We start from the raw sequence: 22,243 nt of genomic DNA, 5'->3' as shown, positions 1-22,243 counted from the left end.
CTAGAAACTTCTTCAATGATATTGAATTTCTCTATTGCATTATATTTTCCCCTGGCCATGAAAAAGCTCCCCTTACAGTAACAGGTTTTATTTTTTCACCTGTCTACCGTAAGGGGAGCATATCAATGATGGGAGCTGCCTTCTTTTTTTATGGCATAGGATCAAGAACGGATTTATCATTTCGTAACCGCTTTATAGTATATCGAATCACTCGCTTGAATCGCAATCGCTTCCGACGTATCAACGCCTTGGATGGCGAATAACTTGGTTCCTGGCGGGTAGGAAGTCGCGTGATTATTCGGAGTCTCCAGTATCTCGTCCGTCGATTGCGTTGCGATCTCGCCGATTTCTTCCCCGATATCCGTCACTTCTTCCGTTGTCTCATGGTACACACGATCATTCCATTTCACACTCGGTGAAGAAATAGAAGCGATGGCATGATGATTCATCGTGACTGTATCTGTCTTCTCCCCGATCTGACTCGCCGAGCAACTTGTTAATAGTAATAATGCTAGTAGGATCGTTAAAGTTTTCAAGAACAAATCACCTCAATTTTCTATCGTCATTCTAGCCGATTTTCTCCGAATCGTTTATACCCGACTTGACTGGAATACACTCCAGAATAATTCCATCCTTCGACCGATTAGTCAGAATAAAATTCTGTTGATAGAAACCGAGAAAACCTGAATATGTCCATACTTTCTCCATGTTTATACTCGAGAGAACATTGCCTTTCTGATCAACCTGCGTCATCGTACTTGTGTCCGAATCCATCAACAAGAGTTGTTGTCGATCATATTTCGTCCTCCAAAAGCTATCATTGTTATGGAAAACGACTCTTTTTTCATAAATCGGTTTACCTGTTATGATATCATACCTTCCATAGACCAAGTTACCGGGGGCTGGCAAGGGTCCGCCCGGACCTGGTGTAATACTTGAATTATTAACCACTAATTCTCCTTGTTCTATCGTAAAATCGCTGGAGGTGTTCCAATCCATCAGAATTTCGACTTTTTTCTTCGTTACTGCATTGTAGATGGAATAGAACTCCCGCACTTGCACTAAAGCTCCCCCTTCATGCTGGACAATGAGATAAGGCCATTCCAATTCAAACTCCCCTGTTAAGACACTTTCATATGATGAACTAGGCGGGATATTCACATCGATTTTCGACAATGGTTTCTTCCAAGGATATTCATAGATCAATACCGGACCTTCCGAATAAACGGCAAGCTTTTCTGTCGAACCAGAGGCGGGAGGTGACCAACTGATATGTACAAATTTGTTCTGCTTCATCCACGTTTGAACTGTAGGAATTACAATTTCCTGCTGCGTCAGAACTTTCCCCTCAGTACTTAGCGTGAATTTCATCACTTTACCCCTGTCTTTGGCAATGACGATGATCTTGGATGGATTATTCATTATCTGAATGTCATAGATGAAATCAAACTTCTTTTCCCACGATTGTGTAAATGTTGCTAGATCAATGCACTCGATTTTACCCAAGAAATTGTCAATCAAAAGACGGTGCTGGTCATCGATCGCTTTCGAACTCCTAAAATCAAACGAGATCATAGATTGATTGACCTTAGATGTATCCAATGCAACTGCCAACGATGGGACGAATAACAACAAGGCCATGATCATCCAACTGATTTTTTTCATCCTACATAAATCTTCCTTTCCTCGAAATACATAACATCTTAACGTGATTCTCAATACAAAAGTTGCTAGTATTTTCCTAAAAATAACAGAAAGAAAACACAGCAAACAAACCGTATTGTGCCAACTAATTATTCCACTTTTTTGTCATTTATAGGAAAATATTTTCATAGAAAGAAGGTTTTTGTAAATTTATGCAGAATGATATATTTGTCATTTATTAACATTACAGGAGGTTTTATGATGAGAAAAAACCAACACAGACTGGGCACCATGGCTATTGCCGTAGCAACCAGTCTCACCTTACTGCTAGGAAGTACGCCTATGTTCGCAGCACCAACATCCTTCGGGAAATGGGCTAGCCGTACGCAAACGCTATCTGTCTCCAGTAGTGCAGATTTATCGGCTTGGTCCAGTGGAGCATCCAAATGGAAGAATTCCTCGAATTTCCAGGTGACTGCGAAGTTGGGTGTGGATGCAACGTATTATGCAACAGATCTTTATAATGCAAATGTAGATTGGGATGGAAATGCCTCCTATTCCACGTTAAGCGGCACGATCACAAAGGCGACATTGAACTTGAATACATACTTTACGAATCAAACGAAATATACGAGCAGTATCAAAGCAGGAGTTGCAGCGCATGAAATCGGACATTCCTTGGGCCTCAATCATACGTCCGTCGTGGAGACTTCTTCGATCATGAATCCATATACCTTTACAAGCACGGGTTCCCTGAACAGACCACTCTCGCCGGCTTCCTCCGATATTTCCGTGGTGAACGGTCTGTATCCAGCGTTCTTCATGAACAATACACCAGAAGAAGAACCAGCAGCAGCTGGCACTGAAGGGGAAGAAGTGATTCACATGCATCCATCATGGGCTGTCTATTATGCGAACGAAGCCGAACTAGCTGCGGCTGCAGATCTTGTCGTCCGTGGAAAAGTAGTGGAATCCGGTCAGAGTTTCTTCCGCCAAGGCGATGCAACGTCCTATGCAACATTGAGTCAAATCGATGTTCTTGATGTTGTTAAAGGCGATGCTGCCCAAGCGGTCAGTTCGATTACAGTCACGCAAATGGGAGGAGACTTCGGGAATATCAAAGTACAGGCAGATGGTTCTACCTTGCTGAATCAAGAGCAAGATGTTGTCTTGTTCCTTCGCGACAATGGGGATGGCACCTATCGTCCAATTAACCAGGATGATGGCATTTATGTCAGCACAGGCGGGGTATTCCAGAATATCTCTAACGCGGACTCGCTCAATTTCTCCAGCTTAACAGAACGGTAAAATCATCGAGATCAGCGATCCCTCTACATTACAGAGAGGTCAAAGAAAAAGAGCAGTTCCTAGGATTCACCTTGGGGACTGCTCTTTACTTTACCTGATAATCACAACATTGATTTCTCAAAGCTAACGCAGTAGATTTGGCCAATGATCACTTGCTCGCTTGTGCCCAGGCGTCCAGCTGCTTCTGCTTCTCTGCGATAATCTTGTCTAGACCCGCCGCTTTCATCTTGTTATTGAATTCCGGCAAGTTCGCTGCCGGGTCTAATGTACCTGTCTCCAATCCTACTCTGAACTGGTTCATCACGTTCGTGACGGCGGCTATTTCTGTTTTTACCGGGTTAGCGTCAAATGTAAAGCCCATTGCCTTCGAGCGGACCGCAGATTTGTTGAATGCCTGCATCTTATCCCAAATTTGCGGATCTTCTCCTTTCCACACGTAAGAAAGAAAATTATTACCTATTCCCACTGATTGAACATATATCCGGTTTGCGTCGCTCCGTCAGGCATCGCGATCATATTTTCAGACTTCTTCACATAATGCTTACCCTCAATACCATTGTCGAGGAGATTGACGATCGCTGGATCCGAATACATCAGATTCAAGAATTGCATCGCTTTGTCCGGATTGCCGCTGTTTTTCGAAATCGACATCATAAATGCAGTGATCCCACTGGTCGACGTAGTGGGTTTGGTCAATCTTACAGCAACCATTTCTTTGCCAACCGCTCTGGACTCCTGCACTTCATACCCTGGTTTCATGTTGGCGACATAACCGAACGCTTTATCCGATTTCACGAGATTTTGTAGCGCTGCCCCAGCTTGCTCAGAACTTCCTTGGCCGCCCGTTCTCCGGTTTCAACAGCTCCATTAAAAAATTGTTGATACTGCAAAGACGTATGTTCACCGGCAAAGAAGCAATTGCCTTCTGGTTCGCCAAATACCCCTCTGTATTTTGTGTATTGCCCTAATTTGTAGCAAGAGTACGAGCCTTTAGCCCATCTTTGGCCAGGCCAATAATCAAGCACCGCTTTTCCGTTCCACTTATCCGTCAATCCAGGCAAATCATACTCCATCAATTGCAAAAATCGCGCTGCGTGATCGTGTTCAGAGCCTGTACCGAATTGATGACCGATGCTGCCACCCGTGAAGTTGACTAGAATTCCAGATTCGCCCGCTTGCGCTCTCGTTGCATCCCACGTATTCTGATATCCCCCGTTAGAGACAAAAGATCCGCTGCTGCTGTGCGACATCCAGTGACGGTTCGTAAATTGCATAGCCAGTTTGGAGTTCGTGGATACACCCATTTCGGCAATCGCTTCCAGCTTCAAATCTCTGAACCCGGATCGGCTTAAATCAACATCCCGCAAAGTCGAAACCGGCAATGCAAGGATGACATAATCGGCCTGAACGCCGCTTGTTTTTCCGAAAAAATGCAGCGTATACGTCCCGTTACCGTTCTGGACGAGCGCCTCCAATGGCGACGACATCGTGATTTGTCCATCCAAATGGTCCGCCAAACGCTGAGGAATCAGATCATTCCCGCCTTGCACGCGGTACCTTTCGTCCCCATCGCTTCCAAACGGCGAAAAGTCATTCTCCGTCGCCGTACTCATGGCATATACCATTAGAAGCGCGCTTACTTCCGTGCTCTCCAAGCCAACGCTTGCCGTATAGGCCAATTCTACCGCTTTACCGAATTTTGAACTCATGCCTCCTGGAACGTAGGCGTTAATCCAGTCGACAATGGACATATGATCCAATTCATAACCGCGCGGCGTATACTGGTTGTACAGCGTTATATCGCCTGCTTCTCTGCGATCCTTCAGAAGCTGCGGCCGAATTTCCATAAACGCCTTGGCTAACATGTCGAACGGACAAATCGAGCCGTCAAGAACAATTCGAAAATCTCCTTCCTCGTAAGCCCATAAATCGTCCATTTGCAGATTCAACTCGCCAATCAAATTCAGTAAAGCCGTATGACTGGAATTAATCAGTTCTCCCCCGTGCTCATAGCTCTGACCCTCGTTAAAGTCATTTCTTCCCGTCCAGCAGCGTCCTCCGACGCGATCGGACGCCTCATAGACTTGAGCAATTACTCCAGCCTGCTTTAGACGGTACGCTGCGCTCAATCCTGCAAGTCCGGCGCCGACAACAGCGACACGCGGAGCGATAGGTTCTTTAGCCATGTTCTCTTTGGCCGAAGGGATTATCCGAGCTGTAGAAGCCTTAACCGTTTTTTGCAAAATCTCCCTTCGCGAGGCGCTCTTTTGAATCCGCTCCTCGATGACTTGTTCAACCGTGACATTTCTTTCAGCCGCTTCGCCTGCAACATTGGCAGCCGAGTTCAATTGGCGCATGAAAGGCGATTTTGACATTTGATTCATCCTCCCCATGACAACATTTAATAACAGAGGAGGCGAGTCCGCTCCGTATTTCGAAGCCCTCGCCCCCATTCGCTATATTCATTTCCCGTGTGCCGGTAAAGTATCTACTTGCTCACCGGACTTCCAAGCTGAGCGATCCCTAGCTCGATGCAGTTCAGCACGTAATCGATTTGTTCGTACGAGATGATCGCCGGCGGCTCCAGACGAATGACGGTGGCGTTGTTGATCGTGCCGCCGACCAATATCTTCTGACCGAATAATTGCTTCGCCAGCGTATAACCAAGATGATTCTCGGCGAACTCCATCCCGATCAAGAGCCCCATACCGCGCACATCGACGAGAATATCAGCGTGGCGGGATTGAATTTCCTTGAGCTTCTTCAGCATGTAATCGCCTTTTTCCTTCGCCATTTGCGGAATGTTCTCATCCAGTATCGTATGGATGCCCGCGATCGCCCCGGCACAGCAGAGCGGATTGCCGCCAAACGTGGACGAACCGAGCAGGAACGGGTTCTCTTCCATCTTGCCCCACCATTTCCGTTTGGCGACCATGGCAGCGATGGGCATTACTCCACCGCCAAACGCTTTTCCGAGCGTCATAATGTCCGGCACGACATTCCAGTGATCGACACCAAACAACGTCCCCGTGCGCCCCATGCCGGTCTGCACTTCATCAGCGATCAACAGACATTCATATTGGTCGCAGATTTGGCGCAGCCGTGGTAAATAATCGTCTGGCGGAATATTGACCCCGCCTTCGCCCTGAATCGGCTCAATGATGACCCCAGCCACCGTTTCGCCGCTTGCGATCAGCATGCGAATCGCTTGCTCAACCGCGTCCGCATCTCCGTACGGCACGTGCTGAAAACCGGGAACAAGCGGGAGATAAGGCTCGCGGAATTTGGCTTTCCCCGAAGCGGACAACGAGCCTAACGTTTTGCCGTGGAATCCGTTTTCCATTGTAATGAAATATTTCTTGCCTGTCGCAAGGCGGGCCAGCTTGATCGCCATTTCATTCGCTTCGGTTCCGCAGTTGACTAGATACGAATGCTGCAGATCACCCGGCGTAATATAGGCGACTAACTTCGAGAGATAACCGCGCAGCGGATCAACCATCTCCTGGCTGTGTAAGGCGTAACGCTTCAATTGGGCTTCGACCGCCTGAACGACTTTGGGATGACGATGGCCCAGTAAATATACGCCGTAACCGCCTAAACAATCGATATACTCGTCGCCCATCGTATCCCGAAATACAGCACCTTCGTCTTCCCACTCGACGACCGAGAAATCCGTGGAGACCGATTTACGATGCATCAGAATCGCTTTTGTGACATATTCCGAGAAATTATCAACCGAATCGGAGACAATCTTTTTTTTCTGATCTTCTGTGAGCGTGTCGCTCTCAATAAAGCCTAAAATTTCCTTTGCTAAATCCAATGCTTCTTCCTTCGTTTTGCGCTGCAAATCGATCACCCTTTTCATTAAATTTTATGAATCAACCGCTTGTAGTTCCTCCTGATATACGATCTCACCATCAATCATGGTCAGCAATACTTTGGTATCTCGAATCATATCTGCAGGAACGTCAAGCAGATTACGGTCCAATACAATAAGATCCGCGAGTTTTCCGACCTCGAGCGTGCCCAATTCCTGCTCTCTAAATACGCCGTATGCAGGACTGTAAGTGTACGCCTGCAGCGCTTCCGCCATCGTGATCCGCTCCTTCGGATTCCAGCCTCCCTCCGGCTGATCGTCGTTATGGAGTCTCGTTACGGCCCGGTAAATCTCCAGCATCGGATTGATATGGACAACCGGGAAATCGCTGCCAAACCCGACGATCGCTCCGCTGTCCATCAGCGATTTCACAGGCCATGTATACGGCTCCCGATCTTTGCCAAGCCGGGCCAGGTACGGATTTTCCATAAACTCTTGCGTTAGCGCCATATGCTCTGGCTGCATCGAAGCGATAACATCCAATTCAGCAAAACGACCTATATCGTCTGGGTGAATCACTTCGATATGTTCGATCGTATGGCGCGAATCTCTGACGCCGTTTGCTCGGCGCGCAGCTTCATAACAGTCCAGACCGAGACGGACGGCGCCATCTCCGCAAGTGTGCAGACGGACCCTGAAGCCTTCTTTATCTGCTTCAACGACCCATTCTTTGACTTCGTCCGGATCGACCAACGTCTCCCCTCTCGTGTCAGGCCGGTCCGAATAAGGATCAACGAGAGACGCTGTATAGGTGGTGGGAACGCCGTCCAAAAACTGCTTCAGCCCAGAAAATTTTAATTTGCCCGATGTGTGAGCCTCACGCAAGCGACGGGGACGTTCCAAATCGCCGTCTAAGGTTACCAAGAAATGAACCCGGGACGTTAACTGCCCTTTTTCCTCCATTTCGCGGTACATGTCCAAATCGCCGATTTCGTATCCGGGAACGGGGAAAAAGTCGTTGATCGACGTCACCCCGAGCTTCACTGCTTGCTCAAAGAAACCGCGATACAACGCTTCCTTGCGCGCATGCGGCAATTGAAACGCTTCTTTTGCAAGCGCTGTCGCTGTCTCAATTAAAATACCTGTAGGTTCCCCATCCTCATCTCTGTGGATTTCGCCATAAGGTGGATCAGGTGTCTCCGACGTAACATTAATCATTTCCAACGCCTTGCTGTTCACCCAAGCCGCATGTCCTTCAGCGCTAAGCAAGTAGACGGGACGATCTGGGATAAGCCGATCCAGCGCGGAACGATGAGGAAGCTTGTTATTTGCCCAAAACGTATGGTACCAGCTATACCCGAGAATCCACGGGTCATCCGGCCTCGAATCCGCGAACGCTTTCACCATTTCCGCGGCTTCCTCTTCCGAAGTTGTCTCAAGTAGGTTCACGCAATCATAATGAAGACTACCCGGCAATACATGAAGATGGAAGTCGTGAAATCCAGGCATGATCAATTGATCACCATAGGAGTACACTTGCGTTTGAGGGCCGATCAATCCCTCGATTTCCTCCATCGTACCCACGGCAATAATCCGATTCCCTGCTACAGCTACGGCACCCGGCTGCGCCGAATCTCCGGTACCGATATAAACAGCGTTGCTGGATACGATCATATCTGCTTTTTCATCAACTTTAACTGTCATCTTTCCTCACCCCTATTTCACATGGATTCTGCATCTTCAAAATGCATCTCTGGAGGACGCTTGCTGAACATTTTCGTCATAGATAGTAGATAAATCAGTCCACAAACCGCCCATATCGATCCAAGTAATAAGGCGTGCTTGTCAAGATTCGTCCACAGCCAAATGTTAAATAATGCACCGATGATCGGGAACACCAAGTAACGGATCGTCTCCTTTGGAGAACGTTTGCGCTGCTTCACATAATAGTGGGCAATAACGGATAGATTGACGAACGTGAACGCAACAAGAGCACCGAAATTAATGAACGAAGTGGCCGTGACCAAATCTAGAAAGAGGGCCGATAAAGAAAATACCCCGATCAGAATGATATTGTAGACCGGTGTTTTGAGCCTAGGATGGACATAGCCGAAGATTTTTTTAGGAAGGATGCCGTCTCTTCCCATTGCGAACAGAAGACGGGAGACGCTCGCATGCGACGATAACCCCGACGCGATACCTGTCGTTGTCAGTCCAGCCAAAAAAATGGAACTGAACAACGTGCCACCGATACGTTCGGCAATTTCCATCGAAGCGGATTCCGGATTGGTAAAGGCCGTGTAATCCGGGAAAACTAGGTATCCGATATAAGATACGAGGATGAACCATAAGCCTCCGATAAAAGCTGTGAGCATCACCGCTTTAGGGATCGTCTTCTTCGCATCAATCGTTTCCTCGGAAAGCATGGTCACTGAGTCGAATCCTAAGAAGGAAAGACAAAGAATAGACGCACCGGCTAAGACGTATGCATACGAAACGTCGGGATTATAAAAGGGAAGCGCAGTAAAGAGATTGCCTGTGCCCATGCCCCCTGCTACCCCTTTGATGGAGAGCACAATGAAAATAAGGACAACCAATACCTGAAACAAGACCAATAATATATTTACATTGGTTGTCACCTTAATTCCCAAGACGTTAATGACGGTGAGGGCAACTACAAAAAACACAATCCATGCCCACATCGGAATCACCGGAAAAGCTGCTGCAAGATATATTGCATTCAATAAGATATTGATCATCGGGAGGAATAAATAGTCCATCAGGATTGCCCACCCGACTACAAATCCAAGATGAGGACTAATTGATTTTTGTGTATAAGTATAGGCCGAGCCGGATAAAGGATACGCTTTAACCATCGGGCCGTAGCTGTAAGCAGTGAACAACATGGCAATCAAGGCAACAATATATGAGGCCGGAAGCATACCATGCGAGGTTTCTGAAGCTATCCCATAAGTTCCAAAAACCGTCATTGGAGCCATATAAGCTAGCCCAAATATAACCACGGGAAACAAAGTTAGTGTACGCTTAAGAGAAATCTGATTTTGCAAAAGATTTACCTCCTTTAAAGTGTACTTTTCGCATTCAACAGCCTAATTCAGACTGTATAGTTGGAACCTTCCCCCTTTCACGCCATGCGAATTCCCGCTCTTGGGCAAACATCGCTCCAATGAAAACGTTTACATTTTCTTGTGTATCATTCGCTCGTTGATATCAGCCCTCTCACTCCTAAATTTTGGTAATGGTCTTGCGGACATTATACTAAAATAACCACTTGGCAAATACGTACACGATGCAGGAAAAACAAACCTGCATATTCGTTCACGATAGGTAAAAGCAACCCTTCCTATTACCTGTCCTGATGCAAGTGAAACATTATGCTCTTGGAAGCCGTCTTTAGGGATGGAGGTGGTGGGAAAATGAAGAAAATGATCATGATATTGGGTGTCTTATTCCTCACAGCATGCTCATTTCGAAGTGAAATGGATTCAGTACAACTACATATCCCCCATTCCACGACCTCTTCCGAGGCACCAACAACGTCAATCATCAAAGAGATTGAGACCTTGTATCTAAACCCATCGTGGTCTGTCTTTTATAAAGATGAAAACGCGCTAGAAGCTGCCGCAGATCTTGTGATTCGCGGAAAAGCAGCGTATCGAGTCAACGACACCTTCGTTGAAGGTGATATTTCCACGTATCACACGAATTCGCAAGTCATGATTCTTGATGTGATCAAAGCGGATTCCAATCCGATTAACGATACCATTATCGTCTCTCAGATGGGGGGAACGTTCGGGAACCTCCACGTGGTCTCGGCCGCTACCACCTTACTCACGGAAGATCAAGAGGCCGTTCTCTTCCTGCGCAGAACTAGCGAAGGCGTGTATCGACCGATCAATGAAGATGATGGCGTCTATGTCAAAGCAGGAGCCGTATTCCAAAATATTGCGACGAAAAGCATACTGCGTACGAATTATTACACAATACAATAACACATTCGAAAAAGAGCAGTTCCCATGATTCATCATGGGACTGCTCTTTACTCTATCCTACAATTACAACCTGTGTCGGACCTAACATATGCAGCCGCTTAAGCTGCAAGGCCATATAAGCAGGTGTATACGGCATCCCCGCCTCGAGCCAATACGTGATGAGACCCAAATGAGCCGATGTTGCGTAACGAGCGACCAGCTCCAACGGAGTCTTGGGCATCGCCTGCGAATCGGCTTCCGCGAGCTGTAGACGATGATAGAAGGATTCGCGAATTATCTGTTCCATGCGTCCGGCGAAGCCCGGGATTCCTTTATCACTTAACATTAAACGATAGAAGGCTGCATGTTTTGCAATGTGCTCGAACAAGCGAATGAAAGAGCTTGGCGGGATTTCCGGATCTAAGGATAAATCCTCGAACGCAAAGCTCGATGGCAGTGAAATCGCAGCGGCAAATTCCTCCATACGATTCCTTACGATTTTGTCGAGCAACTCGTATTTGTCCACATAGTGGCGATAAAATGTAGCTCGATTAATCTCCGCATGCTGCGTAATATCTCGCACGGTGACATGCTCGAATCCCTTCTCATTCATGAGCACGATCATCGCGTCCGAAATAGCGAGAAGCGTTCGCTTGATTCGCGGATCGATCTGTAATTGGTCATGCGACATATACGTCTCTCCCTGTCTCATTTTTTATCGATCTACAACATGGAGCCCTATTGTGTTGTTTAAGCAACAGGCACCTCCATATTGTCGGTTGCGAGTCCCTTCTTTGCGCTTTATTATAAACAACACAACATCGCAAAAGCAACATAGTGTTGCATTATAAAGAAAGAAGGTGTCTTCACACGTGTCCGCGACCAAACAAAACACAACGCTCATTACGACTGGGTTATTATTTGGCTTGGTACTCGCTTCCATCGACCAGACGATTGTAGCAACAGCCATGCCGACCATTGCAAAGGGATTGGGCGGGCTATCGCTCTATAGTTGGGTTTTTGCCATCTATATGCTCGCTTCGACGACCACGATGCCGATCTACGGGAAGCTAGCGGATCTATTCGGGCGACGTAAGATGTATTTCATTGGACTTACCATTTTCCTTATCGGCTCCCTCTTATGCGGGTTCGCAACCACGATGATGGAACTCGTTCTATACCGTGGAGTTCAGGGGCTTGGTGCTGGCGCTTTAATGCCGCTATCTATGACCATTGCTGCAGATATCTTCCCTCCGGAACGTCGTGGAAAATTTATGGGTTTATTCGGGACGGTCTTCGCCATCTCCAGCATCTTCGGCCCGACACTCGGAGGCGCCTTGGTGGATTACGTCCACTGGAGTTGGATCTTCTTCATCAATCTTCCGCTGGGACTTATGGCGATCCTCTTCATTCGCATCGGATTGACCGATAATCGAACGGCTGAAGGGAAACGCTCCATAGATTGGCTTGGGGCGATTACTTTAACCAGTGCAATCATCTCCATCCTCCTGGCCCTTGTACTGGGTGATCCCAGTCATAACACAAGCTATACCTCTATTATCGCACTATTCGTATTAGGAGGACTGCTGCTCGGAGCCTTCGTCTTCATCGAATCCCGAGCCCAAGAACCGATCATCCCTCTACATTTATTCCGGATTCGAGAAATTTCATTCGGCAGTATGATTGGCTTCTGTATGAGCGCAGCGATGTTCGGCGCCATTGCGTATATTCCATTGTTCGTACAGGGGGTGATCGGCGTGAGTCCCGCGATGGCGGGCTACATTCTAACCCCGTTGATGTTATCTACGGTTGTCACTTCAACGACGAGCGGGCGAATGATGCAGCGATTCTCCTATCGCACAATCCTAGTCGGCAGCCTCATCACCATGATGACAGGATTCGGTCTGATGGCGAGCATGGATGTGCATACGTCCATAACGGAAATCATAGTCTATATGATCATCACAGGCCTTGGTATGGGTGCCGTATACCCGACACTCGGTACAGCAGCTGCAGGTGCAGTCGACTGGAGCCACCGCGGCGTTGCGACCTCCTCATCTCAATTTTTCCGTTCCATTGGCGGTACGATTGGAGTGAGCATCCTCGGCAGCATGCTAACCGAACGAATGACTGCGGGTCTTGGCAAATTGCGTACCGAACTGCCTACAGCCTCAGACGATACGTTATCTCTGCTTACGAACCCGCAGACACTGCTTGATCAAGAGATACGTTCAAATCTGCCTCACGACGCCCTACTTAGCTTTCAACGTGTATTCAGCCAAGCGTTACATGATCTATTTATTGTCGCTGTTCTTTTTATTGGCCTAGCGCTACTCGCCAGCTTCCTCATCGGGAGAGCTCGCATGATTCAGCCGTCGAAGAACGCATGATAGGCATACGAATCATGAATACAACAAAGGGAGCCGCAGCTAAGCCGCGACTCCCTTATCTTTTACTTGGAATACCAATACAGTGCATATTCGGTCATGACCGACGGAAGTCCTTGGTCACGCAGCATGGTCGAGATATTCCCGCGATGATAGGTGCCATGATTCACCACCTGCAGGATCACTTCCCCATAACTCACATCCTTCACGCCGGTATACGGGTTATCAAGTACAAATGTCTGATTCAAATCTTCACAAGTCTTGAAAAAAGCCCGATATCCTTCAGCCAACGCCTCGAACGCGGCTTCTAGCTCATCCAATGACTTCGCTTCGACTTGCTCGGTCAACGCCCGCGCCTCGTGCCCGGAATCGCGCATGTTCTTCCCATTAACAATACCTAGCCAGTTGGTATCCACAATGTAGATATGCGGCATCGCCTTGGAGATCGATGAGAATGAGCTCTGTACTTCCTTGGTGTATACAACATGAGGAATTTCCTTCAATCGCTGAATCATCGTTCGATTCGCCCACACATGGAACTCGAACATTTCAATCGCATGGTGTGTCATCGTTACACGCTCCTCTTTGTTATGATTCCCTACATCCATTGTACAAGCCCGCCTTCCCATCTATGCTGCCAGATGATCGTTGCAGGTTCCGTCGCCCGGACCGCCGTACGAAGCGGAACTTTATAATGCTCATTCGCATGTTCTTGCGTTGTTTTCGGCTGATCGATAAATCGGTTTTTTACTGCTGTGTTTGCCCATACGTGATAATCATACAATTCCATCATTTGATGCGTCATAGTCCATAACTCCCCTATCTGTTTTGTTCATAGACGCATCATAAGCTAGAAAGTCTGACAACACATTGTCATACTTCCTGATAAGTATGTAACATTTTCTCCAGCATTTCCTTCACCTGCATCCGAATCTCGAGCGGCTCAACAACGCGTATTTTATCGCCGAAGCTTAAGATGATCGGCATAAGCCAACCCAGGCCTGATGCATCGCTAAGATTGATCGTAATCAGGAGGGTGCCATCCTCTAAGAACGTACGCTCATCATCGTAGAATTGATCCAAGGCTCTCGCCAATCCATCCACCGTCACATGCAGCTTCACCGCAATTCCCTCATTGTTTGCATTCGCTTGCGTCCCTTGGTCATCCTCTGAATTCGGCAGCTCCTGATGAGGCTTGAAGTGCTCCGTCATCATTCGCAATGCCCCCATCCGGGTGACTTTGAACTCCCGGTAGTCATTCCGTAACCGACAATAGCCGTAGATATACCAGGTCCTGTATTTATACATCAACTGAATGGGCTCGACGACACGGTTCACACGTTCATTCTTCGCGCTAATGTATTCGAACCGCACGACGCGATGCTCCGTAATCGCTGTCCGCAATAGCTGAAGCGTCTCGCGATACGGCCAACTGCTAATATCCATCGTGACGCTCGGAGATTTCTGATCGTTCTGAAGCGTCTGCAACTTGTTGATGGTCTCTTGCGCACGGTCATCCGAGAATACGGTGGACATGCTGTTCAAGATCGTGATCAACGTGCCGACGTCGTACGAACCTAACAGGCTCCGATCCATTTTGTATTCCTCAATAATCCCATAACCGCCATTCACGCCTTGATACGACACAACCGGTATTCCCGCAGCGCAAATCGTCTCGATATCCCGATAAATCGTTCGTTGGGAGACGTTGTATTTCTCTGCAAGGGCTGTCGCCGAGACAACCTCATTACTCAGCAGCATGTAGATCATGGAGATTAAACGTTCTAACTTCATGAAGGTCCCCCAATCGTTCATCATCTGTTATATTATACCAATTACATTCATACAACGGTAAGACTATTCAATCTTCCTATTCAAAATATTCGCTAAAATACGTATCCCCGTCTCCATCTGGTCCATTGAGGCGTATGCATAAGACAGGCGAATATGCTGCGTATCTGCTCGATCATACAAATGGCCAGGATTGAGCAGCACGCCTTGCGTTAAAGCTTTATCGAATAAGGCTTTCATTGAAAAATCAATCGTAATGCGCAGCCAAATATAGAATCCGCCCGTTGGCGCTTTCCAAGAGGCCACATCGGATAAATGGGCCGCGAGCAGCCGCAGCATATGATCTCGCCGTACACGCAGTGAAGCTCGAACCTGTTCCAGATGTTTCGTATACAATCCACTCTCAAGCCACGCCGTCACCGCCCACTGCGACAATGAGCTCGCACCGTAGTCCATCTGCATCTTCAGATCGGCAAGCCGATGAATCACCGCTTCCGGACCGATGATCCAGCCGATGCGCAGACCCGCACTAAGCGTCTTGGACATACTCCCTAGATAGAGTACCGTCCCGCTGTGATCTCGTGACTTGAGCGGCGGCGGCGCTTCTGCATCCAGCCACAGATCCCGGTACACATCGTCTTCGATGATCGGCAGCTGCCGTTGTAGACACAGCTCATACAGCATCTCTCTTCTACGTTCTGACATCAACCTACCTGTCGGATTCTGAAAGCTCGGGATGGTATAGAGAATGGAGCCACGACCCGCTTCCGTATAGTGCCTGATCGGATCAAGTCTGACACCTTCATCATCGAGCGGCAAGGAAGCTAGCTCCATCCCGGCCGATTGGAACACGTGCAACGACTGGAGGTAGGATGGGTTCTCCGTCAGTACCGCTGACCCTCTCGGCAGCAATCCCATCGAGATCAGCTGCAGCGCTTGAAGCGCACCCGAGACGATCAGAATCGATGATGGAGATGCCTCAATGCCGTGCTGCTGCACATATCGGCTGATCTGCGCGCGAAGCTCGTACAATCCTTTTGGCTCCGCATAGCCAAGCTCCGTCATATGATCAGGGATGGTACGCAGAACTTTCCTCATCATTTCCTGCGGGAAAAATTCAGGAGACGGCTCCCCCGTGCCTAGACGAATGATACCTGGAATGAATTCGGCGTGATTAATCTCTTGGATCGTTGGCAGATTGGGCTCATGAATCCCTGCATTCATATATCGCTCCCAATCTGGAGGCGCTGCCGATGCCAAGAGGGTCCAGGTGTTGTTCACGACGACCGTCCCCCTGCCGCTGTTCCCTTGCAGGAGGCCATCGGCTACCAGTTCTGCAAAGGCGCTGACCACCGTACTTCGATTGACACCGAAGCTCTTCGCCAGTGCACGTTCGGTCGGAATACGGCTACCCACCGTCCATTCCCCCTGTGTAATTTTACTGCGGATATAATCAGCAATTTGTCGATAGAGCGGAACCCCATTCCCCCGAACAGGCTTCCAATCGGTATCGAATATCATTTCCGTAACGCCTCCTTTCCCACGTTCTATTCGCTGTTAACTTGGTTGGGTCCGAGCCCAACCATTTGGATGGAGACATGGATCCTGCTCCCCATTAGAATGTTTCATATATTAAAAATGGAATGGATGTGTTGTTCGTTGTTGGCTTCATTTGTGCATGGATTTCTACTCGCACTAGGTCTTATTCTACCACTTGGCGTGCAGAATGTGTTCGTCTTCAATCAAGGGGTGCTACAGCCCAAGCTCCGACATGCCTTGCCTGTGGTCATTACCTCCGCACTATGCGACACGCTCTTATTAACGCTCGCCATCCTTGGCGTCTCTGTCCTCATTCTAAGTGTTCCGCTGATTAAAAGTATACTATTAGTCGCAGGAGTCCTCTTCCTGCTCTATATGGGTTATGTCACATGGCGCAGTCAGCCATCCGATCGACAAGGGCGTGAGGCGGAGTCTTATTCCGCTCGTAAGCAAATCACCTATGCCCTCTCCGTCTCCTTGCTGAATCCCCACGCACTCATGGATACGGTAGGCGTTATCGGCACCAGCTCACTAAGCTACTCCGGCACGGAGAAATGGATCTTCGCCCTCTCCTGCATCCTGGTCTCTTGGGTATGGTTCTTCGCGCTCGCGCTTGCCGGGAGATTCATCGGCTCGCTAAGCTCCTCAGACCGATTCATTCGCTATCTGAACAAATTATCTGCATGCATCATTTGGGCTTCGGCGGTTCTCATGATCTATTTGTGGTAACGTGCACGGTAAGCAGGAATTTGCTGTTGACAGTAAATTCCTTTTGTTTTATTATCTATTTTAAAGAATATCTAATTAGATGAATATTAAATTTTATTGAGAGGATGGATTCGCCTTCCATGCAATTAGATAAAGTCGTCCAATATCACAAAGCCCTTGCTGACCCGACCCGAATTAAGATTCTCATCTTGCTCGCAGACGGAGAGCTGAACGGCCAGGTCCTAGCGGAGAAGCTAAGCGTTACCCCAGCGACCATTACACATCATGCGAGCAAACTTCGTGAGGCCAGCCTGATTAACGAACGCCGGGATAAGAACACGATCTATTTCTCATTAAATGATTATTTCATTAAAAACAGTGCGAGTGCGACCGAAGCGCTCATCTATCGTAGAACGAATACCAAAGGAGAAACTGAAATGCTGGATGAACAACAGTTAAAAGCAAGAGACGCCGTCATTCGGAACTTCTTCACCGAAGATGGCCGATTGAAGCATTTGCCAGGGCAGTTAAAGAAGAAATTAATGGTCTTAGAGCATATGATCTCGAAGCTGGACAAAGGGAAAAAATACACCGAACCGGAGATCAATGCATTTATTAAGACGTTCCATGAGGATTTTGCTACTATTCGAAGAGAATTTATTATGCATCAGTTCATGTTCCGGGAAAATGAAATCTATGAACTGAATCCGGCCGAGATGTGGGCGCGGTGGGAGAATTTATCTTAAGTGTCCTTCACGACAGAAAGGTAGAGGTGAGTTGATGAGAATCAATCTACGTATCCTGAATCTCTCCGCTTGGATAGCTCTGCTTACGATCATCATTGTTCCAGGCAAAGTGTACACGGCAGGTATTTTGCGAACGGAATTTGGATTCCCGTTTCGATTTTTTGTAGAGTATCACAATAAAGTGAATGAGAGCCATGTTTGGTTCCTTCACGGGACTCTTATTGACCTGCTCTATTTCATATTCGATGTCTTGATCATTTACGGGATCCTTCATGGGCTGTTGTATATCTTATCAAGAGCGAAAAAGTGAGAAGCTTCTACCTTAAAGGGGGTATCCTATGAAATTCGCCTACAGTTCCTTGGTGATCGAACCGTTATCGGGAAATCTCCAGTACGACATCGTCAATTTCTTAAGGAATAATGGCTGTCCGAAGACGGCCGAACATAGTATTAGAGTTGGGAATGAAGCTAGAAAAATTGCTGGGCAATTTCTTGCTAGCATCGCGTCAGCCGAAATCTCAGGTTATTTGCATGATATCAGTGCCGTATTTGCAAACGATGTGAGGATTCAGGTCTCCCGTGATCTTGGGATCGAAGTATTGCCCGAAGAAGAGACATTCCCCATGATTATTCATCAGAAAATCTCCAAAGAAATGGCTAGAGATATTTTTCATATTCATGATCAAGAAATCCTGGATGCCATCGGTTGTCATACGACCCTGAGAAAAAATGCAACGCTGTTAGACAAGGTTCTATTTGTTGCAGATAAGATTGAATGGGACCAAGTAGGGAGCCCACCCTATTTGAATCAAATTTTGCGGCAATTGGATCATTCGTTGGATCATGCAGCTTTCGAATATATTAATTATCTGTGGAGTCAAAAAGAGAAACTGCGCGTCATTCATCCCTGGCTTAGAGATGCATACTACGAAATGAGAGAGAAAATTGAATAGTTGATCGAGATAAACAAATTCACGATAGAAAGGTGTGCTTGATATGAATGAGTTATTTTTCATCCTATTCATCGTCGTTATCGCAGCGATCCTCGGGAATCAATATGCAACGATCAAGCGATTGGAAGGTCTGCAAAAATCATTAGATGAGATCAACGAAAAGCTGAAGAAGGATGAGGATGATCGCTAGGGACAAATCGAATGTCCAAGAAATTGATCCGGTCACCATTATTCATAGCCTCATACGCTCCTATATTGGAATTTATCCACTAACTTTAGCCTGCATCAACCAACTTCGTGCGCTATGGTGGATTTCTGCACTAACTTCGGGTGAATTCACCATAATTGAACCGTTATAAGCCTGCTACCGTGCGAGAATCCATTATAGGCAACAGATCAAGGATGATTCCACTTTCTATCCTACCTGGAATACAGTGTAGCTATGCACGACGATGTTCATCACCCAATATCATTTATATGTATATCGAATTTATGTTGAAAGCAGGAAGGCCTATGAACATTAAACTTGTCCCCACCACACGAGAAAACTGGCGAGAAGCCATGCAATTACAAGTTCATCAGGAGCAGTCTCCTTATGTAGCTTCGGTTGTCGTATCGTTAGCCAAGGTACATATTCGGCCCGACGGAGAACAATATGATTATGCGCCGTTCAACATATACAATGCCGAAGATCGCTTAATCGGATTTATCATGACCGCTGTTGACGATACGACCACATGGTCTTATTGGTTGACTGGATTCATCATTGATGCGAAGGAGCAAGGAAAAGGGTACGGCAAGGCAGCATTGCAAGCTGCGATCGATCATATTCGGACGCAATTTCCGCAGAGTCAGCGCGTGAATTTAACGGCGCATGCGGATAATACGAGGGCGAGAAGACTCTATGAGAAGTTCGGATTCACCGCGACAGGTGAAGTCTATGACGGGGAAGTTGTGTATCGGTATGAACTTAATCCTCCAGACAGAGATGCTTAGATCTCGATGTGATAAAGGTGTTTTACGAATGATAGTATAATGCCTCCAGCGACCTTTAAAGAAGAGGGCGCCTTCTCGTGCCCAACAACTGCTTTTTGGCAGTTATTTCGAGCGCCGGGCACCTTCTCGTGCTCAATAACTGCTTTTTGGCAGTTATTTCGAGCGTCGGGCATCTTCGCGGGCCCAATAACTGCTTTTTAGCAGATATTTCGAGCGGCCGGGCGTCTTCTCGTACTCAATAACTGCTTTTTGGCAGTTATTTCGAGCGCCGGGCGCCTTCCTGCTTACAAGAAAAAGGATAGGGACCCAGACCATGCTGAATCTCTATCCTTTCTTATTTCATACGAAGTCTATACGACTTCCAGTGCGATATCGTCATTCTTCTCATCGTACACGATGTGAAGCTCTTTATGCCCTAAATACCACATATTATCATCCTCAATATAGAACCGGATGCCTTCCACGACTTCTGAGAGCGCAGGATTTACTGGCTTATCTTGCATCACACCCAGCGATAGACCGGGCACCACACTGCCACAACCGCCCATTCGCACGAATATTCTCAAATTATCGCCATCCGATAAAGACATTTCTCTTTTGTACCAACGAGCTGCTGGTGCTTCCACAATCATTCTCATCGCTACTCTCCCCTTTCACATATTATGATTTTATTTTATCACAAATGAATGGGGGCGTCCTTTACCTTCCTGTCAAATGTTTGAATGCGCGAATTGGTCAGATTGTCGGTATGAATTACTTCGTCGTGAATGTTACCCCAGTTGCCGTAGCCCATGCACCTACAGGTGTTACGGTATACGTCGTGCCTGCCGCTAGTTTGCCATTCTGAGTGAGATCAAATACACCCACTGCACCTTTACGGCTGGAATATTTGTAGGTTGCAACGAGCTTATCCCCGTTCGGTGCGGTCAATGTCACGCTGCGGCCAGAGAACAACTCATCACCTGGGTCTTGCGCCAAGGTCACGTTGATCGAAGTCTCACTAGTGGCTTCGGCATTCGTCACTTGAAGGGTTTCGAAGGACGTTGCCACAAAGGTTGGATTCGCAATGTTCGCCCAATCTGAATTTACCGTATATTTCACGCCTGGTGTAAGTGTCTGTCCTTCCGGAAGACGGAATTTCGGTTCCTGCTTCCCATCCGTCGATTGCGTGAACGGCACGTATTTCGCTATGATCGGTTGTCCGCCTTCTGGCGTAATTGTCACTTGTCTTGCTTGCATCGAAGAGATGATTTGATACGTCTTGCCATCCGCTTGCTCCTGATCGTTCAATACGAATGCATTCGCGCCGCGGCCGCCGCTGTATGCGGAGATGATATAGCCATAATCCACCACACCATTCGCTTTCAACGCTTCAATCTCGAAAGTATCGTTCGTCACTTGGCTAGCGGTCGTCATATCAAGCTTCGTCCCGTTGCCTACAAAAGAACCAGACGTCTGGCCTTTGTAAGCCAGATTATAAGTCGTGCCCGCTTTTTGAACGGATGTTGGAACGATGTACGTCGCGATCGAACCCGTCTTCAGACGCGGCATGTTCGTCAATGTCAGACCATCGTTGAATGCGAAATCTTCTTTCGCCTTCGCGAACACTTCATCCGTTGCGGTTAGTGGTTTATCGAAGGTAACAATCAATGTAATCGCATTTAAGGAACGAACACTCGTAATCTTCGCATCCTCAGCAGGAATGGCTTGACGTGCTGTTGCTAACAAATAAGCGACCTCGCCGCGATTTGCGCTGCTATCTGCTGCGAAGAATGCGTTCATCCAGTGATTCACGGATTTCACATCGCGTTTCAACGCTTTGGATACCACTTGAACCAACTCTGTATCGGTTACCGTACCACTAGGATTAAATTGGCCATTTACTGCTTCCATGATGCCGAGGCCTACAATTTCGCTCGCATAATCCGCGTACCATGCATTCGGATTGACGTCCGTTAATGCTGCTGTTTTCTCTGCTGTACCTTCGAGATTGAAGGTCTTCACGACCATTTTAGCGAGTTCTGCGCGCGTGATTAGCTTCTGCTGTCCCATCGAGTGATCTGCATAACCTTGCATAACACCGATCTTGCTTAATGTATTGATAGCGGATTGAATATCTTGATCGGTTAACGCCGCTTGTGCGTTAAGCACCGCGTAAGGAATTGTTGTCGCGCCAATGGCAGCTGCCAGCAGCATCGCTGCGATTTTTTTCGATATCTTATTCATGAATGATTTCCTCCTCATAACAGTTGTTGTTGCCTATACTTGTATGATAGAGGATAGAGATTAACACCCAAGAAACGAATGATTAACAAAATCTAAACTGGCGATTAATTTTTTCGAAACAAGCTGAGTCTTCCCT

At 47.3% G+C, this 22,243-nt stretch carries 24 protein-coding genes; 9 read left to right on the top strand and 15 right to left on the bottom strand.

Annotated elements, in window-relative coordinates; genetic code table 11:
• Positions 1 to 176: 176 nt before the first annotated feature.
• Together AC3WU2_RS24020 and AC3WU2_RS24015 are read right to left on the bottom strand one after the other, a co-directional pair.
• Entirely contained in the window at positions 177 to 536 is a 360-nt protein-coding gene (locus AC3WU2_RS24020) for a DUF6281 family protein (RefSeq protein WP_492457516.1), read from the bottom strand.
• A gap of 31 nt (positions 537 to 567) precedes the next feature.
• Positions 568 to 1,665 (bottom strand): hypothetical protein, encoded by a 1,098-nt coding sequence (locus AC3WU2_RS24015; RefSeq protein ID WP_492457515.1) that lies wholly within the window; start codon positions 1,663 to 1,665, stop codon positions 568 to 570.
• 240 nt (positions 1,666 to 1,905) lie between these two features.
• Between AC3WU2_RS24015 and AC3WU2_RS24010 the strand changes: the two genes are divergently transcribed.
• The gene (locus AC3WU2_RS24010) at positions 1,906 to 2,952 is read left to right on the top strand and encodes a matrixin family metalloprotease (RefSeq protein ID WP_492457514.1); all 1,047 of its coding nucleotides are present in this window, start codon (positions 1,906 to 1,908) and stop codon (positions 2,950 to 2,952) included.
• Positions 2,953 to 3,100: 148 nt separating this feature from the next.
• Here the strand turns inward: AC3WU2_RS24010 and AC3WU2_RS24005 are convergent, their stop codons facing one another.
• From AC3WU2_RS24005 to AC3WU2_RS23980, 6 genes are all read right to left on the bottom strand, one after another.
• Positions 3,101 to 3,418 (bottom strand): DUF3502 domain-containing protein, encoded by a 318-nt coding sequence (locus AC3WU2_RS24005; protein WP_492457513.1) that lies wholly within the window; start codon positions 3,416 to 3,418, stop codon positions 3,101 to 3,103.
• Positions 3,409 to 3,747 carry a hypothetical protein gene (locus AC3WU2_RS24000; protein ID WP_492457512.1) on the bottom strand — a complete coding sequence of 113 codons (339 nt, stop codon included), beginning with the start codon at positions 3,745 to 3,747 and terminating at the stop codon, positions 3,409 to 3,411. The genes AC3WU2_RS24005 and AC3WU2_RS24000 overlap by 10 nt, the downstream gene beginning before the upstream one ends.
• Positions 3,744 to 5,327, bottom strand: coding sequence for a flavin monoamine oxidase family protein (locus tag AC3WU2_RS23995; RefSeq protein WP_492457511.1), 1,584 nt, complete (start codon positions 5,325 to 5,327; stop codon positions 3,744 to 3,746). The genes AC3WU2_RS24000 and AC3WU2_RS23995 overlap by 4 nt, the downstream gene beginning before the upstream one ends.
• A 113-nt stretch (positions 5,328 to 5,440) precedes the next feature.
• On the bottom strand, positions 5,441 to 6,799 hold the full coding sequence (locus AC3WU2_RS23990) for an aminotransferase class III-fold pyridoxal phosphate-dependent enzyme (RefSeq protein ID WP_492457510.1): 1,359 nt from the start codon (positions 6,797 to 6,799) through the stop codon (positions 5,441 to 5,443).
• A gap of 24 nt (positions 6,800 to 6,823) precedes the next feature.
• Positions 6,824 to 8,473, bottom strand: a complete 1,650-nt coding sequence (locus AC3WU2_RS23985) for an amidohydrolase (RefSeq protein WP_492457509.1) — start codon at positions 8,471 to 8,473, stop codon at positions 6,824 to 6,826.
• A 17-nt stretch (positions 8,474 to 8,490) separates the two neighbouring features.
• Positions 8,491 to 9,837, bottom strand: a complete 1,347-nt coding sequence (locus AC3WU2_RS23980) for an APC family permease (protein WP_492457507.1) — start codon at positions 9,835 to 9,837, stop codon at positions 8,491 to 8,493.
• Between the two features lie 369 nt (positions 9,838 to 10,206).
• Between AC3WU2_RS23980 and AC3WU2_RS23975 the strand changes: the two genes are divergently transcribed.
• Positions 10,207 to 10,782 (top strand): hypothetical protein, encoded by a 576-nt coding sequence (locus AC3WU2_RS23975; protein ID WP_492457506.1) that lies wholly within the window; start codon positions 10,207 to 10,209, stop codon positions 10,780 to 10,782.
• A gap of 52 nt (positions 10,783 to 10,834) precedes the next feature.
• Here the strand turns inward: AC3WU2_RS23975 and AC3WU2_RS23970 are convergent, their stop codons facing one another.
• On the bottom strand, positions 10,835 to 11,452 hold the full coding sequence (locus AC3WU2_RS23970) for a TetR/AcrR family transcriptional regulator (protein WP_492457505.1): 618 nt from the start codon (positions 11,450 to 11,452) through the stop codon (positions 10,835 to 10,837).
• 181 nt (positions 11,453 to 11,633) lie between these two features.
• Here AC3WU2_RS23970 and AC3WU2_RS23965 point away from each other — a divergent pair, with 181 nt between their 5' ends.
• Complete coding sequence (locus tag AC3WU2_RS23965; protein WP_492457504.1) at positions 11,634 to 13,151, top strand: MDR family MFS transporter; 1,518 nt, start codon at positions 11,634 to 11,636, stop codon at positions 13,149 to 13,151.
• A 62-nt stretch (positions 13,152 to 13,213) separates the two neighbouring features.
• Here the strand turns inward: AC3WU2_RS23965 and AC3WU2_RS23960 are convergent, their stop codons facing one another.
• The 4 genes from AC3WU2_RS23960 to pdxR form a co-directional block, all read right to left on the bottom strand.
• Positions 13,214 to 13,756 carry a DinB family protein gene (locus tag AC3WU2_RS23960; RefSeq protein WP_492457503.1) on the bottom strand — a complete coding sequence of 181 codons (543 nt, stop codon included), beginning with the start codon at positions 13,754 to 13,756 and terminating at the stop codon, positions 13,214 to 13,216.
• On the bottom strand, positions 13,747 to 13,953 hold the full coding sequence (locus AC3WU2_RS23955) for a hypothetical protein (RefSeq protein WP_492457502.1): 207 nt from the start codon (positions 13,951 to 13,953) through the stop codon (positions 13,747 to 13,749). The genes AC3WU2_RS23960 and AC3WU2_RS23955 overlap by 10 nt, the downstream gene beginning before the upstream one ends.
• 68 nt (positions 13,954 to 14,021) lie before the next feature.
• Entirely contained in the window at positions 14,022 to 14,942 is a 921-nt protein-coding gene (locus AC3WU2_RS23950) for a helix-turn-helix transcriptional regulator (RefSeq protein WP_492457501.1), read from the bottom strand.
• Between the two features lie 63 nt (positions 14,943 to 15,005).
• Complete coding sequence (gene pdxR / locus AC3WU2_RS23945; protein WP_492457500.1) at positions 15,006 to 16,460, bottom strand: MocR-like pyridoxine biosynthesis transcription factor PdxR; 1,455 nt, start codon at positions 16,458 to 16,460, stop codon at positions 15,006 to 15,008.
• A gap of 138 nt (positions 16,461 to 16,598) precedes the next feature.
• Between pdxR and AC3WU2_RS23940 the strand changes: the two genes are divergently transcribed.
• From AC3WU2_RS23940 to AC3WU2_RS23915, 6 genes are all read left to right on the top strand, one after another.
• Positions 16,599 to 17,207, top strand: a complete 609-nt coding sequence (locus AC3WU2_RS23940) for a LysE/ArgO family amino acid transporter (RefSeq protein ID WP_492457499.1) — start codon at positions 16,599 to 16,601, stop codon at positions 17,205 to 17,207.
• A 119-nt stretch (positions 17,208 to 17,326) separates the two neighbouring features.
• Positions 17,327 to 17,932 (top strand): DUF2087 domain-containing protein, encoded by a 606-nt coding sequence (locus AC3WU2_RS23935; RefSeq protein WP_492457498.1) that lies wholly within the window; start codon positions 17,327 to 17,329, stop codon positions 17,930 to 17,932.
• Positions 17,933 to 17,966: 34 nt separating this feature from the next.
• Positions 17,967 to 18,242, top strand: coding sequence for a hypothetical protein (locus AC3WU2_RS23930; protein ID WP_492457497.1), 276 nt, complete (start codon positions 17,967 to 17,969; stop codon positions 18,240 to 18,242).
• Between the two features lie 28 nt (positions 18,243 to 18,270).
• Positions 18,271 to 18,885 carry an HD domain-containing protein gene (locus AC3WU2_RS23925; RefSeq protein ID WP_492457496.1) on the top strand — a complete coding sequence of 205 codons (615 nt, stop codon included), beginning with the start codon at positions 18,271 to 18,273 and terminating at the stop codon, positions 18,883 to 18,885.
• A 43-nt stretch (positions 18,886 to 18,928) separates the two neighbouring features.
• Positions 18,929 to 19,075 (top strand): hypothetical protein, encoded by a 147-nt coding sequence (locus AC3WU2_RS23920; RefSeq protein WP_018756345.1) that lies wholly within the window; start codon positions 18,929 to 18,931, stop codon positions 19,073 to 19,075.
• Between the two features lie 323 nt (positions 19,076 to 19,398).
• Complete coding sequence (locus AC3WU2_RS23915) at positions 19,399 to 19,881, top strand: GNAT family N-acetyltransferase (RefSeq protein WP_492457495.1); 483 nt, start codon at positions 19,399 to 19,401, stop codon at positions 19,879 to 19,881.
• Positions 19,882 to 20,231: 350 nt separating this feature from the next.
• On the opposite strand, the gene AC3WU2_RS23910 is transcribed toward AC3WU2_RS23915, so the two are convergent.
• Both AC3WU2_RS23910 and AC3WU2_RS23905 read right to left on the bottom strand, forming a co-directional pair.
• Entirely contained in the window at positions 20,232 to 20,519 is a 288-nt protein-coding gene (locus AC3WU2_RS23910; RefSeq protein WP_018756347.1) for a HesB/YadR/YfhF family protein, read from the bottom strand.
• Between the two features lie 115 nt (positions 20,520 to 20,634).
• Positions 20,635 to 22,107, bottom strand: coding sequence for an S-layer homology domain-containing protein (locus tag AC3WU2_RS23905; protein WP_492457494.1), 1,473 nt, complete (start codon positions 22,105 to 22,107; stop codon positions 20,635 to 20,637).
• Positions 22,108 to 22,243 lie beyond the last annotated feature (136 nt).

The sequence above is a fragment of the Paenibacillus sp. EB106-05-06-XG162 genome, assembly GCF_058791655.1.
This window is presented reverse-complemented; position numbering and strand designations above follow the sequence as displayed.